15 protein-coding genes are annotated in these 13,015 nt (G+C 38.0%); 2 read left to right on the top strand and 13 right to left on the bottom strand.

Features of this window, described 5'->3' with window-relative positions:
* Positions 1–115: 115 nt before the first annotated feature.
* The 4 genes from ACNJYY_RS16000 to ACNJYY_RS16015 form a co-directional block, all read right to left on the bottom strand.
* Complete coding sequence (locus ACNJYY_RS16000) at positions 116–931, bottom strand: DUF1444 family protein (RefSeq protein ID WP_416729265.1); 816 nt, start codon at positions 929–931, stop codon at positions 116–118.
* Positions 932–1,004: 73 nt separating this feature from the next.
* Complete coding sequence (queF, locus tag ACNJYY_RS16005; protein ID WP_066396893.1) at positions 1,005–1,430, bottom strand: preQ(1) synthase; 426 nt, start codon at positions 1,428–1,430, stop codon at positions 1,005–1,007.
* Positions 1,431–1,489: 59 nt separating this feature from the next.
* A complete protein-coding gene (locus tag ACNJYY_RS16010; protein WP_416729266.1) occupies positions 1,490–1,816 on the bottom strand; it encodes a thioredoxin family protein in 327 nt (108 codons plus the stop codon).
* Positions 1,785–2,837, bottom strand: coding sequence for a PTS transporter subunit IIC (locus tag ACNJYY_RS16015; RefSeq protein ID WP_416729267.1), 1,053 nt, complete (start codon positions 2,835–2,837; stop codon positions 1,785–1,787). Before ACNJYY_RS16015 ends, ACNJYY_RS16010 begins: the two co-directional genes overlap by 32 nt.
* A 171-nt stretch (positions 2,838–3,008) precedes the next feature.
* Between ACNJYY_RS16015 and ACNJYY_RS16020 the strand changes: the two genes are divergently transcribed.
* On the top strand, positions 3,009–5,195 hold the full coding sequence (locus ACNJYY_RS16020; protein ID WP_416729268.1) for a methyl-accepting chemotaxis protein: 2,187 nt from the start codon (positions 3,009–3,011) through the stop codon (positions 5,193–5,195).
* Between the two features lie 29 nt (positions 5,196–5,224).
* Here ACNJYY_RS16020 and mltG read toward each other — a convergent pair whose 3' ends face one another.
* The 6 genes from mltG to queD all read right to left on the bottom strand — a co-directional run bounded on the left by mltG (position 5,225) and on the right by queD (position 9,942).
* Positions 5,225–6,250 carry an endolytic transglycosylase MltG gene (gene mltG, locus ACNJYY_RS16025; protein ID WP_416729269.1) on the bottom strand — a complete coding sequence of 342 codons (1,026 nt, stop codon included), beginning with the start codon at positions 6,248–6,250 and terminating at the stop codon, positions 5,225–5,227.
* Positions 6,251–6,392: 142 nt separating this feature from the next.
* Entirely contained in the window at positions 6,393–6,905 is a 513-nt protein-coding gene (locus ACNJYY_RS16030; RefSeq protein WP_416729270.1) for a DUF84 family protein, read from the bottom strand.
* A gap of 13 nt (positions 6,906–6,918) precedes the next feature.
* Positions 6,919–7,989, bottom strand: coding sequence for a M42 family metallopeptidase (locus tag ACNJYY_RS16035; RefSeq protein WP_416729271.1), 1,071 nt, complete (start codon positions 7,987–7,989; stop codon positions 6,919–6,921).
* An 84-nt stretch (positions 7,990–8,073) separates the two neighbouring features.
* Positions 8,074–8,745, bottom strand: a complete 672-nt coding sequence (gene queC, locus ACNJYY_RS16040) for a 7-cyano-7-deazaguanine synthase QueC (RefSeq protein WP_416729272.1) — start codon at positions 8,743–8,745, stop codon at positions 8,074–8,076.
* Positions 8,746–8,747: 2 nt separating this feature from the next.
* Complete coding sequence (locus tag ACNJYY_RS16045; protein ID WP_416729273.1) at positions 8,748–9,473, bottom strand: 7-carboxy-7-deazaguanine synthase QueE; 726 nt, start codon at positions 9,471–9,473, stop codon at positions 8,748–8,750.
* Positions 9,463–9,942, bottom strand: a complete 480-nt coding sequence (gene queD, locus ACNJYY_RS16050) for a 6-carboxytetrahydropterin synthase QueD (RefSeq protein WP_144698545.1) — start codon at positions 9,940–9,942, stop codon at positions 9,463–9,465. The genes ACNJYY_RS16045 and queD overlap by 11 nt, the downstream gene beginning before the upstream one ends.
* Positions 9,943–10,186: 244 nt before the next feature.
* Here queD and ACNJYY_RS16055 point away from each other — a divergent pair, with 244 nt between their 5' ends.
* Positions 10,187–10,495, top strand: a complete 309-nt coding sequence (locus ACNJYY_RS16055) for a PepSY domain-containing protein (RefSeq protein WP_416729274.1) — start codon at positions 10,187–10,189, stop codon at positions 10,493–10,495.
* Between the two features lie 172 nt (positions 10,496–10,667).
* Here ACNJYY_RS16055 and ACNJYY_RS16060 read toward each other — a convergent pair whose 3' ends face one another.
* From ACNJYY_RS16060 to trmB, 3 genes are all read right to left on the bottom strand, one after another.
* Positions 10,668–11,204 (bottom strand): hypothetical protein, encoded by a 537-nt coding sequence (locus ACNJYY_RS16060; RefSeq protein ID WP_416729275.1) that lies wholly within the window; start codon positions 11,202–11,204, stop codon positions 10,668–10,670.
* A 126-nt stretch (positions 11,205–11,330) separates the two neighbouring features.
* Positions 11,331–12,173 carry a YtnP family quorum-quenching lactonase gene (locus tag ACNJYY_RS16065; protein ID WP_416729276.1) on the bottom strand — a complete coding sequence of 281 codons (843 nt, stop codon included), beginning with the start codon at positions 12,171–12,173 and terminating at the stop codon, positions 11,331–11,333.
* A gap of 94 nt (positions 12,174–12,267) precedes the next feature.
* The gene (gene trmB, locus ACNJYY_RS16070) at positions 12,268–12,909 is read right to left on the bottom strand and encodes a tRNA (guanosine(46)-N7)-methyltransferase TrmB (RefSeq protein WP_416729277.1); all 642 of its coding nucleotides are present in this window, start codon (positions 12,907–12,909) and stop codon (positions 12,268–12,270) included.
* Positions 12,910–13,015 lie beyond the last annotated feature (106 nt).

Below are 13,015 nucleotides of genomic sequence, written 5' to 3' on the forward strand. Positions count from 1 at the left end.
TTTATTGTAGCGAAAATAGAAGAGAAACAATAGTATAAATATTCATCTATAGCACATGCATGTTAAAAGATAAGAAATAAAAACCACTAGATGATCTAGCGGCTTTTATTATCAATCAATCTGTTGTTTCTTCTTCTATTGGTCTATTCTTGGCTAAAATAAAGATAGGTTCTAACTCTTTGTTGTCATACATAAACGGTAAAGCAGTGATCGGCACTCGTCCGTTCATAAAAAATTGCATCGCCATCTGAGCCAAGATATCGTATCCTTGCTTATTCTTTATATCTGCAACGATCAACACATCCTGATGTGGTATAGCTACTGCCATTTCTCCAGAGGTTTTCTTCTTCATCTCTTCTAAGAAAGCAATGTTTAGAATTCTGCTCGCATCGTATCCATCGTTATGGTTTAAAAAGAAGAACGTATTTCCTGCAACTTGATCTTCTTTATGATCTGTTGATAAACGCTTTACATTGAACTTTGCCGTATCAAGTATTTGAGACTCTTCAACCTTTAACTCCCTCATCTTATTATTCGTAAGAAGCTTATAGGTTTTGCCTAGGTCTAAAGCATAATATATCCTAGTCTCTGCTGTGTGCTCTTGATAAAAAAGTTCTTCTCCTTCTGACGTTTCCATAGGAAAGGATGCAGAACGAATAACTGGAAAGATGCGTGATAAAGTATTTGAAAGCTTGCCTTCATGAGAAGCGGCATTCAATCCTTCTTCTACGTAATACACCAGTTTATCGATAAGCTCATCTTTTTCTTTTGACCAGCGCGCACTAAGCCCGCCAAGTGATAAGGTTACACCTTTACCTGTTTCCTTATTTGTAATCCGAAGCGTTTCCTCTTCTCTATCGTATGAAAATTCTCGGGTTGGACTCATCAATTTCTCTTGTAGTGTTTTCTTTAGTTTAATGGTACTGCTCACCTATGAATCCTCCTTTCCAAAACAACAGGTTACACGTAACGTGAAAAACCTCCTAATGGAGGTTTTTGTTCACTTACTTGCTGTTCTCTTCTTTATATTCTACTACTACTTCTGTTCCTAGTCCGCCACGGGCGTTCCAGTTTCCAACTACTTTAATGTACTTTGGCTTAAGTAGTTTTACTAGATCTTCCAAAATACGATTTGTAGCATGCTCTTGGTAGATTCCAACGTTACGATATGAAGTGAGGTAATACTTTAAAGACTTCATTTCTACAAGATCTTCATTTGGAATATAGCTGATGATAATATCAGCAAAATCCGGAAGACCTGACCATGGACATACAGATGTAAATTCAGTTGTAGGAATGGTTACCATCGTATCTTTTCCTACATACTCATATGGAATGGTTTCTAATATATCAACAAGGATTACGTTCTCATCTTGGATGTCAAAACGAATCCCTTCATATTTGCTGTGGTTTACTTCAACTTTAGCCATCAAAAATACTTCCCTTCAGATAAAAAATCATTTTTGTTATTATAACATACTCTTTTGACCTATTTTGAAGGAATGTTAAGCTCTTCTAAAAAGGCAACAATCTGCTCTTTCGTCTTTCTCTCTTTATTCACATAACGGCCGATCTCTTCGCCGTCTTTAAATGCCAGGAAGCTAGGAATTCCAAAGATATCAAGCTCTTGACAAAGTTCAATCAGTTCGTCACGATCTACGTAAACAAATTGATAGTTAGAATATTCTTCTTCAATCTCGGGCAGGATCGGTTTGATTACTACACAATCTGGGCACCAGTCTGCAGAAAAAACTGCTATCGTAACGTCCTTTTTGATTACTTCTTTAAATTGTTCGATCGATTTCATGTTTTCCATTATGATCGTCTCCTTTTTGATTCAGCTTCATATCGCCGAATTTAATATATCCTTTTTTTCTTAACCATTCTGAAAGTATCAGACTAATGATAATTGGACCTATAAAATGCAAAATAAATATAGCAAGAAACGTTTCAAAGGTAAAGCCCATCGTCCTGAGCGTCATAATTTGCCCTACCAGACCACTCGTACCCATCCCTGCTCCAGCTGGAATATTCTCCATTTGAAAATAAAGTGTTCCAATGGGAGCTAATAAAATCCCCGCAACCGTCGGCGGAATTAAGATAAACGGATTTCTCACTACATTCGGAAACTGTAGTTTAGAAGTACCGATTCCTTGTGTCAAAAAGCCTCCGAATCCATTTTCCCGGTATGAACTTGTGGCAAACCCAATCATTTGTGCCGCACAACCAATCGTTGCTGCACCAGCCGCTAGCCCCTCAAGACCAAGCATCATCGCTATTGCAGCTGATGAAATCGGACCTGTTAATGCAAATCCGAGCAATATAGCTACTAAGATCCCCATAATTAAAGGACGCTGATCAGTCGACCACATAACGAGTTGGCCAAACGCCTTCATGAATTGATCAATTCCTGGCCCAATAAATGTAGCAATCGTAAAACCTGTAAATATGGTAACTGCAGGCGTAATTAGAATATCAAACTTTGTTTCTTCAGATACTAACTTTCCTACTTCTACAGCTATTAACGACGCGACATAACATCCGGCTACACTCCCAAGATCCGCTCCTGCTGCCCCCGCTATACCCGCTGAAAATATGACGAGTGGAGGCGCCTTTAATCCGTACGCCACAGCCGTACCAATCACTGGACCCATCAAAGTCATCGCTAATTGTCCCATATCTGTAAAGAATGGCAGCGAGAGTTGCTCACCGATCGTCTTAAGAATCAATCCTATGATAAGCGAAGCCATCAATCCTAGTGCAAAATATTGAAACCCCGTAATAAAATACGTTTTGGGTGAAAGACTTACCCCTTTTTTATTTAGAAAATCCCTCATTTACAAAGACTCCTTTAGCTAATCTGTTAAACATGTCCCTCAAACATTATAACTTGTTTCTAACTCATGTAAAGACAGGTGTAAAGTTAATTGGTTTTACATACAATTCTTTTTACTTTGAAACTTAAAATAATTCAAAAAAGACCGATAAAATGGCAGGGGGGAATTCATATGAACTTGTCGATACGAAGAAGAGTGCGACTGATGCTTTTCATCAGTTTAGCCGGAATGGTACTATTACTTGCATTTATTGGATTATTTTTATGGCAGAACACCCAAATGGAAGAAGAAAGAGATTCAGTACAACTAACATTACGTTCTAGTAATGATATTCAGAGTAAATTTAATGAAGTGCGTAAACTTGAACAAGAATATTTAAGAGATCCTAGCACAGAGTCAAAAGAAAAGGTGCTAACTTCATTAAGTGACTTACAGAAGGAAACAAGTAAAGTAGCAAAGGAAACGAATAGTTCCTCATTAAAAGGAATAGAAAAAGACTTGTCTGCTTATCAAACATCATTTAATTCAGCTACAAGTCTTACTTCCCAACTTAATGCGTTAAAGCAGATGATGACAGAGACATCTAACAACTTTTATGCTTCTGTAAAAGCGATGAACGACCAAACTTTATTGATCACACTATTGCAGATGCAAACGTATGAAAAAGAAGTACATATTAAATATGACAGCACGACTGTTGAAAACTTTAAAGAAAGTGCTCAAACGTTTGATCAAATGTTGGATGAAAAAAATCTGCCAGCCGATCAGTTGTCTACTTTTAAATCAAACTTATTAAAATATACAACCTCTGCAGATACGATCCAAACGATCACAAAAAAAATCGGGGATGATATTTCAACTTTTGAAAAGATCGCAAATGTTGTAGATCAATCAACTAAAGATGCAGAAAGCAATTTGCAGAAAGAAAACGCAGAACTGATAAAAAGTCAAAAATCTGTTAAGTTCTGGCTGACGATCAGTCTAATAGGATTAAGTATCGTAATCTTATCGATATTAAGCGTGATCGGTGTTTGGCTTTTACGCTCTATTCAATCTTCTATCTCTGTTTTAAAAGAAGGCGCATCCATTATTGGTGATGGTGATCTGTCTTACCGCGTAGAGACTAATTCTAAGGATGAAATGGGAGAATTAGCTCAAACCTTCAATCGTATGGCTGAAAAAATGCAAAAATCAATGAACGAAGTAAAAGATGCGGCTGAAAAACTTACGAGTTCATCTCAAAACTTAGCAGCAGTATCAGAAGAGACTACCGCACAGAGTGATGAAGTGACAGAAGCGATCTCACAAGTAGCAACAGGAGCTCAAAGTCAAGCTGATCACCTGCAAGAATGTACTCTTCTCCTTTCTGATGTGACTGGATATATTAAAGAAACGGCTTCGATCAGTGATGAGATCGCTTCAGATGCTATTCGAGCTGAGAACGATGGAAAAGCAGGATCGAGTATCGTTCATCAACTAAATACCCACTCTGAGAACTTTTTAGAATTAGCTCAAAGTCTTATCTCAGAAATTCAAGATGCGAGTAAACAATCCAAACAGATTAATTCCATTGTTGAAACGATTCAAGAGATAGCGGGAAGTACAGATCTTCTTGCGCTCAATGCAGCCATAGAATCCGCAAGAGCTGGTGAAGCCGGCAGAGGCTTTTCAGTCGTTGCCAGTGAAGTTCGAAAGCTTGCAGAACGTTCTAAGAACGAAGCTCTAAGAATTCAGCAGCTTGTTAAGTCGATGACGAATCAGATGGAACTGTTATCAAAAGAAACGGTTCGCTTTGAACAATATCGTGTTGATCAAGTTGAAACTGTTCAACAGACAGAAAAAGCTTTCTCAAATATCATTCAAAATGTATCACAGATTAACGGAAGAATCTCTCAAGTAAAAAGTGCGATCAGCCGGGTTGAATCCGCTAATGAAAACTTATCTGAAAAGCTCTTTGAAGTAAGTGCAATATCAGAAGAATCTGTTGCTACGAGTGAACAAGTTAGCGCTTCAAGCATTCACCAAAAAGAAGCCATCCACCAAGTGAACCTTGCTGCAACAGAACTGCAAGAAATTGCACTTACTTTGCAAGAAGAGGTAGATCAATTTTCTTTAGGAGAGAGAGAAATCCTCATTTCTAAGGAAGAAATAGACTTAATCGATACGTATCAAGAAGCCGCGGCTACTATCGAAGAAACTGATATGGTAGAGTTAGAGTATCACTATGATGATAGAGAAGATCTTGAAGTGGAAGTGGAGACAGTTTCGAATTCTGATCACCCATTACAAGAAACAGAATTAGAGAATGACACGGAATCTGTTCGTTCTCTAGATCATGAGATCAAAAAAGAAGACTAGATATCAAACCCGGTGATCACTCACCGGGTTTAATAATTGCCACTCAATTGTGTATATTTTCGATGTTCTTTATATGTTTTTGAAAAGAAATGACTCCATGTACCGTCCTGTTTTGCAACAAAGTAAAAATAATCGTGTTCTTCAGGATCTGCCGCAGCTTTTAATGAGGGAAGATCCGGACTTGATATCGGTCCAGGCGGCAAACCCTTATTAATATAGGTATTATAGGGACTTTGAATTTTGAGGTCTCTTCTTTTCAGGGTTGCTTTAGGTTTTTCAAGCAAGTATTGAACGGTGGAACATGATTGCAGCTTCTTCCCTTCTTCTAAACGATTGACAAAAACACCAGCAATTCTGCGCTTCTCTTCGTTCAATAAAGCTTCCTTCTCAATAATAGAAGCCAACGTGATCATTTCATATGGAGTTTGGTTTGTATGGATTGTTATTTTCTTCGTTTCTTCGACCATTCTTTCCGTCATTTGATGAATAACATCGTCTGCTTTCATGTTCTTTTCAAAATAATACGTGTCTGGAAAAAGAAGTCCCTCCACAGCAAATTTTATATTTGTTTTTTTTACTTTCTTATTTATTCCTAATTGTTTTTGTTGTTTTTCAGTTAGTGTATTCCACGCTCTTGCTGCTTCAAGAAACTGGTTTCTATCCACAATTTTTGACTTGTTTAATCGATCGGCAATCTCTAGAACAGTTAATCCCTCTGGAATGATCACTTCCATAGCTTCTGATTCATTTTCCAATGTAGAAAGATCTTGAAGAATCTCTCTATAACCTTTTCCCTGTTTAATCGTATGTTCTCCTGGTACAACTTTACTCTTCATCCCCGTAACTGATGCATAAATGGAGAATAAAAGAGGACTTTTAATAATTTCTTTTTCTTCTAGATGCTTGGATATCGTTTTAAAATCACTATTTTCTTTTATAAGAAAAGCCTTCTCTGCTGTACCATCCGGTGGTGTAACTACATATAAGATCCAAACTACACTTAAAACGATGAGAATACCATAAATAATCATTCTTCTTTTTCCGTTTGCGTTCAAAGTCAAAATCCGCCTTACTTTTTTTGTTTCTAATTTCCCCTGATTATTTACATTCATACAAAAAGGCTGTTAGATAAGGTATACAAACCTTATCTAACAACCTTGATAATAAGCTTACAAAATGCATTTTCGTTTACACTTTTCATTTGTTCACATTATATATATATTGCCCTAGAAGGATCGTGGAAATATGCAGAAACATCTCACTTCGAGACAGCATACCACTGGTGAAGACACCTATCGCTCCATCCTTTTTTCTGATCTCAGGGTCTCTTGTTAACTCACCCATCAATGTTCCAAGTTCCTTCCCCTGCTTAAGACCTGTTACGATCAATGAAGGCAGCAAGATACGAGCTCCTGCGGCTGAAAGAACGTTTCCCTCTTGGTCAGCCACCGCTCCCCAGTTACATAGATACATTCCATCTTCAAGCTCCATAACACCGCCTTCAAAACCAATACCGATGTCTGCCCCTTGCTTTACACAATCTTTCGCACGGTTGATAGCACCGATCTTGGTTTCTTCATCAGAAAAAGGCTGAGCCGAAACCAATGAATCAGAAGAGTAGGATACGAGTTCAGATTCCTCAAAATACGCTATAAAGGGCTGAGCTGCTTTTATTTTTGCAGGATTAGATGACCCTATTCCAATTTTCATCACACGCTCATCCTCAGCTGTTTTCTAAGATCGTTCTTAATGTGGATTCATCTGCTGTTTTAACAAGCCTTATTAGCAATTCTTTTGCAGCAGCATAATCATCTATATGGATCATAGAAGCATGCGTGTGAATATAACGAGAACAGATTCCAATCACTGCAGAAGGCACACCATTTCCGGAGACATGAACACTTCCTGCATCTGTTCCGCCTTGTGAGATGAAATACTGGTAGGGAATTTTATGCGTTTCAGCTGTATCTAGGATATATTCTCTCATACCACGGTGAGTTACCATCGTTCTATCTAGAATTCTTAACAGCGCACCTTTTCCAAGTTGTCCAAATTCACTTTTATCCCCCATCATGTCATTCGCCGGACTTGCGTCTAATGCAAAAAACAGGTCAGGTTGAATCAAGTTCGCTGCCGTTTTTGAACCTCTCAGTCCAACTTCTTCTTGAACAGTAGCTCCACTATACAATTCGTTAGGCAACGTTTCATCTTTTAATTCTTTTAATAATTCGATCGCTAAACCGACACCGTATCGATTGTCCCATGCTTTCGCCATGATTTTCTTCGGATTGGCCATCTGTGTAAACGGACAGATTGGAACGATTTGCTGCCCCGGCCTTACACCTAGGTTATGAACTTCTTGATCGTTATCTGCGCCAATATCTATGTACATATTCTTAATACCCATCGGTCTGTTACGCTGATCTTCAGAAAGAAGGTGAGGCGGAGTCGAGCCGATAATACCTGTTATAACATCACCTTTATCTGTGTAAATATTTACGCGTTGAGCTAATAGAACTTGGCTCCACCAGCCACCCAACTCTTGAAATTTAAGCATACCGTTCTTCGTAACCTTTGTAACCATGAAACCGACTTCATCCATGTGCCCCGCTACCATAATCTTTGGACCGTTTCCTTTTTTCACACCAAAGATGCTGCCAAGACCATCTTGAATAATTTCATCTGATACAGGTTCGATCTCTTTACGGACAAACTTACGAACATCTCTTTCAAAACCTGGAGCACCAGGCAATTCAGTCAATGTTTTAAACAAGTCGAGTGTTTCTTTATTCATATAAAAACAACCCCTTCTAATTAGTCACATGTACATTTTTATTGTACACCTAAAAAGAAGGGGTTTTCTATACTTATGAATGTTCTAGATTTCGTAAGCGATTGGATCTGCTGCGCCAGCTTCTTTAAAACCTTTTAAACGTAGAACACAGCTGTCACACTGTCCGCAAGCTGCTTCTTTCCCATTGTAGCAAGAAGTTGTTAGATCATATGGTACTTCAAGAGAAAGACCTTTTTCAATCGTCTCCTTTTTAGACAGAGAGATCAATGGTGTTTCTACGGTAATGTTTTTGCCTGTCACACCCGCTTTTGTTGCTAGATTAATCGTTTCCTCCATGCTCTGAATGAATTCAGGACGGCAATCTGGATACCCGCTATAGTCAACCGCCGAAACGCCTGTATAAACGGCTGTAGCTCCGATTACTTCTGCATAAGCGCTTGCGAGCGATAAGAAAATCATGTTTCTTGCAGGTACGTAAGTTACAGGAATCCCTTCTTCTGCCTCAGTTGGAACTTCTACCTCTTCATCGGTTAGTGCACTTCCACCTATATCTTTTAAAAAGGTGAGGTCTACAATTCTATGGTCTGCTACACCATAGTACTTGCCGACTTCGACCGCTTGTTCAACTTCTCGATTATGGCGTTGTCCATAGTGAAAAGTAATCGGGTACAGGTCATATCCTTCCGCTTTTGCGATCCCCATGCAAGTTGTGCTATCAAGTCCTCCGCTTAAAACAATAACCGCTTTTTTGTTCATGGTTAAACCCCTCTCTCTTCTGGATGCCAAATCACTTTATGCAGTTGAAGACTGAGCTTTGCATTTGGGAGTGGATTCTCTAATAGAAGTTCAACAAGACGCCTTGGAGGCATGCTTTCCCAAACTGGGCTTACAGAGATCTGACCATTTCTGTAATGTTCAGAGACCACTTGTTTCGTAATTTCAAAATCGTTCTCTGATCCAACAACGAATTTGATCTCGTCTTGATGCTGAAGCTCTTTGAAGTTTTCCATGTGCATTCTGTCCATCTCACCAGAAGCTGGGAGCTTATAATCCATCACAAATCTCATCTTTTTTTGTAGATCATGGTGAGAGTTGCGCAATTGCTCAAATGGCTGTAGATCGATAGCTCCGTTCGTTTCAATGTGAATATCGACAATATGTTCTAAGTCAGCCATCGCTAAAAGCAAGGCAGCTGATTTTTCTCGATGTATTAAAGGTTCTCCACCAGTAAAACAGATTCGTTGCGATCGAAACGACTTGACCCTATTCACGATCTCTTCTATTGTAGCTTCAAATTCTGGTTTAGCAGGTGCATAACTGTATGTTGTATCACACCACGTACAGCGAAGATTGCAATGAAAAACGCGTACAAAAACCGTTGGATACCCAGCTTGTAGTCCTTCACCTTCTACTGTTTCAAAGATTTCGACCATAGGAACTTTCCAGTGCTTCCAAATGTCTCTAGACGGCAGATCAAACATCATTTTCCACCATCCATTCTCTTTTCATTACTGCATAGCTAGTAGGTGTCTCATATAATTTAAGTTCTTCTATCCTGTGACCTTGGTCACTTAGTCCTCTGTCGTTCAGTTGCAGGTCGATTTGTTCCCAAATCCAAACGATCATATTCTCAGCAGTTGTATTCATCGGAGGAAGAACTTCATTTAAGTATTGATGATCTAATTTGCTGTCTATAGCTGATTTAAAAATCTCTTTGATCTCTCCAAAATCAACGGCAATGCCGATCGAATTCACAAAGCCACTCATTGTGATTACGAGTTTGTATGTGTGACCGTGGAGATTCTTACATTTTCCATCATAGCAATGCAGATGATGTGCTGCATCAAACGTAAACTCTTTGCACACGGCAACTCGTTTATTATGATACTTTAATTGCTCGCTCTTAATGTCACGACCAAGTATTTGAACATCTGTTGGAATTTTATAAGTCATTCCTGTTCATCCTTTCAAGTGGAGCACGAAAACAAAAAAACTCTGCTAAAAACGCAGAGAGTGTAAATGTTCATTCTTCACGCTCCCTAGTTTTGTTTTAAGAGGGGTGGGAATTTCGAACCCTCCATCTTTATCAAGAGTATCTTATCAAAAAAGCACAAGAAAAAGAAGGCTTTTCTTTGTTATACTGTTTAAGAAGAACCAATACGATTTGAAAATGAACTTACATAAGGTGGGAATACGAATGAATTGGAGAAACCTGATTCTAGCAGGCCTGACAGGTGCTGCAATCGGTTATGTTGTTACAAAAAAGCAGACAGAGACCATCACACCCGAAAAAGCGTTAAAACAATTGAAAGAAAAAGCAAGTGAACATTACAGAATCTCTGGTGCATGGATCATGGTTAAAGCAGAAGAAAAGTATGTACATGGTCTACCATACTCTGTTTATAAAGGTGGTTTCTCAAACTCATCACCCGGAACAGAAACATCTCATTTTGAATTTTTAATAGATGCTTCAACGGGAAGTCTATTGGATCTCATACAAAAATAAAGGCATTTTTTTAGATTTCGTTGTTTAAGGAAGTGTTGATTTCCTTTTCAGGCTGCTCGCTTTACACTCATATCAACATTCAAAGGTGACAAGGAGTTAAAAAACGGCGTTTTTAAAGGAACATAAGTAAAAAAGCCCTTAGGTCACTTTCCTAAGGGCTTTCCTATGAAGATTATCGATATATGTTTGTTTGGTCGTAAAGGTTGTTGTCGATCTTAAATTTCGTAGTAAGATATTGACGCTTCTCCCAAACCGCTAAGATGAATAATGGAACAAGGATCAGAAAGAATAATAGTGCAGTAACAACGATCCAGTCCATATGAGTTCCAAGGTCTGACTCGTGTGCTTTTTTATAATCTTTAATTTGAGAATTCGCCTTAGCTACAGCAGCCTCAGCTAAAAGTTCATTTTTGTCAGCATCATAGAAGACAACTTCTGTGTGATCGAAGTAAAAGATATTATCTCTTACCGTGTCATAGTTAGCAATAGCAACTGTTACTTCAGATGCGTCTAATTTCGAATCTTGGTTTGGATAAGTCTCGATGTCTGTTAATGTGAGTGAACCCTTTTTTAAATCTTTGTGCTCACTTTCAATTCCCTTTTCAATGGTCTTTTTCATTTCATCTGTAGCTTGCTCTGCAGATGCAGAAGTACCAATGGATAAAAACAGTGCTAGAACGGTAAAAATGGCAACTAACTGTTTTTTCATTTTTAAATCCCCTCTCATTTCACTCTTAAGATATAAATAAAGTTCATCATTACATGCCTCTCATATTTTAACATATCCTGTCGATTTCGACATTCACTTGAAAATGGAAAATATGTGACGGTTTTTCTACATTTTTGGTGAGCGTGGTACTCTTTCTAACATTTCACCCTTCTCATCCCACTTAACAGCCCTATAAATACAATCATGATAAAAGAAATACCATGTGTCAGGCTTAATCCATTTTTGTTTTTGATGGATCGAAGTCATAGGATAATCATCATAAGCCAATACCCATAATGGATTATGATGTGCATGAGTAGGCATGATATCACCGATGTGATAGATTTTTTCGCCATTCTCTGTTGTAAGCTCGATCAGTGAATGCCCATCACTATGGCCTCCTGTATGAACCATTCTAATACCTTTTATAACTTCTATCTCTTCTTTAAACGTCTTTACTTGTTCTTGAATAGGTTCCCAATTTTCTTTCCAATATGTATTCTGAGACCTGATATTTGGATTCTTTAGCTCATTCCATTCTGTTTCAGAGGTGTAAATAACAGCGTTTTCAAATACAGGCACTAACTGATCATCTTCCCATCGCGTCAACCCAGAGGCGTGATCAAAGTGCATATGTGTCATGAGAATAATATCAATATCAGCAGTTGTTAAACCCTCTTTTTCTAAACTTTTTTCAATAAGCGATTCTTCGGTAACTCCATAGTTTCTTTTTTGTTTTTCTGTTAATTTCCCAAAACCGATTCCAGACTCGATCAATATGTTCTTTCCTTCATACCCTTGCACAAGAATAGGCTCTGTTCTTAGTTCGATCTGATTATTGTCGTTAACAGGGTATTTTCTTACCCACAAAGGCTTTGGAACGACTCCAAACATAGCACCGCCGTCCATATGAGTAACCCCGCCGTCCAACCAGGTCAGAGTTTTCGTTCCGATTTTCCACTGATCCATATTCTTTCTCCTTTCTATTCCGATCTCCCTACAAGTGTATCATAAGAAACAGAGATCGTATGAAAAGAAAAAACCCAAGCATATGCTTGGGTTTTTATGAACGAAATTGTGCTTCCATACGGTAGATTCTAAATCCTTTTTCAGAGAATTTCTCTTCATATTCAGTCATGATGTTATCTTCCATATCACTATTATGAAGATCAAGACTTACGAGATTGAAGAACATACCGTAAGTTGACATACTATGAAGTGAATATTCAAACAACCTTTGATTATCAGTCTTGAAATGAATTTCACCTGGCTTTTTTAAAACCGTCTCGTATCTCTTAAGAAAACTTTCATGAGTTAATCTTCTTTTAGCATGTTTAGATTTTGGCCATGGATCTGAAAAATTAAGATAAACACGTTCAATTTCTCCTGGCTCAAAATAATCAAGTAAATGTGAAGCATCTGCTCTGATTAGTTTAACATTTGGTTTTTCGTCTTCAAGTATGCGGTCTAGCGCGGTAATAATGATGCTATCATAAAGCTCCATGCCTAAATAATTTATTGAAGGATTTTGTTTACCCATCCCATTAATAAATTGTCCCTTACCTGTTCCAACTTCAATATGAATCGGGTTATCGTTGCCAAAAAAAGAATGCCACTTCCCTTTCATCTTTTCTGGTTCAACTGAAACATATTTAGGATTTTCAATTAATTTGTCTTTAGCCCAAGGCTTAAATCGTTGACGCATATTTTCTCCCCACTTTTTTCACTTTTATATAAAATTTCGTTTACTTTCAAATATTGAACGAAGGATATTTTTTCAGCATAATCCATAAGCTATGCAATGAAAGGAT

The sequence above is a fragment of the Fictibacillus tiangongensis genome (assembly GCF_048083785.1).
GTDB lineage: Bacteria > Bacillota > Bacilli > Bacillales > Fictibacillaceae > Fictibacillus.

Bases quoted from the DNA above. Each gene is read 5' to 3' on its own strand.
- ACNJYY_RS16015 (WP_416729267.1), bottom strand. From the start codon at position 2,837: ATGAGGGATTTTCTAAATAAAAAAGGGGTAAGTCTTTCACCCAAAACG.
- ACNJYY_RS16065 (WP_416729276.1), bottom strand. From the start codon at position 12,173: ATGGATCAGTGGAAAATCGGAACGAAAACTCTGACCTGGTTGGACGGC.
- ACNJYY_RS16045 (WP_416729273.1), bottom strand. From the start codon at position 9,473: ATGATGTTTGATCTGCCGTCTAGAGACATTTGGAAGCACTGGAAAGTT.
- ACNJYY_RS16035 (WP_416729271.1), bottom strand. From the start codon at position 7,989: ATGAATAAAGAAACACTCGACTTGTTTAAAACATTGACTGAATTGCCT.
- queC (WP_416729272.1), bottom strand. From the start codon at position 8,745: ATGAACAAAAAAGCGGTTATTGTTTTAAGCGGAGGACTTGATAGCACA.
- ACNJYY_RS16060 (WP_416729275.1), bottom strand. From the start codon at position 11,204: ATGAAAAAACAGTTAGTTGCCATTTTTACCGTTCTAGCACTGTTTTTA.
- ACNJYY_RS16055 (WP_416729274.1), top strand. From the start codon at position 10,187: ATGAATTGGAGAAACCTGATTCTAGCAGGCCTGACAGGTGCTGCAATC.
- ACNJYY_RS16010 (WP_416729266.1), bottom strand. From the start codon at position 1,816: ATGGAAAACATGAAATCGATCGAACAATTTAAAGAAGTAATCAAAAAG.
- queD (WP_144698545.1), bottom strand. From the start codon at position 9,942: ATGACTTATAAAATTCCAACAGATGTTCAAATACTTGGTCGTGACATT.
- ACNJYY_RS16030 (WP_416729270.1), bottom strand. From the start codon at position 6,905: ATGAAAATTGGAATAGGGTCATCTAATCCTGCAAAAATAAAAGCAGCT.
- ACNJYY_RS16020 (WP_416729268.1), top strand. From the start codon at position 3,009: ATGAACTTGTCGATACGAAGAAGAGTGCGACTGATGCTTTTCATCAGT.
- trmB (WP_416729277.1), bottom strand. From the start codon at position 12,909: ATGCGTCAACGATTTAAGCCTTGGGCTAAAGACAAATTAATTGAAAAT.
- queF (WP_066396893.1), bottom strand. From the start codon at position 1,430: ATGGCTAAAGTTGAAGTAAACCACAGCAAATATGAAGGGATTCGTTTT.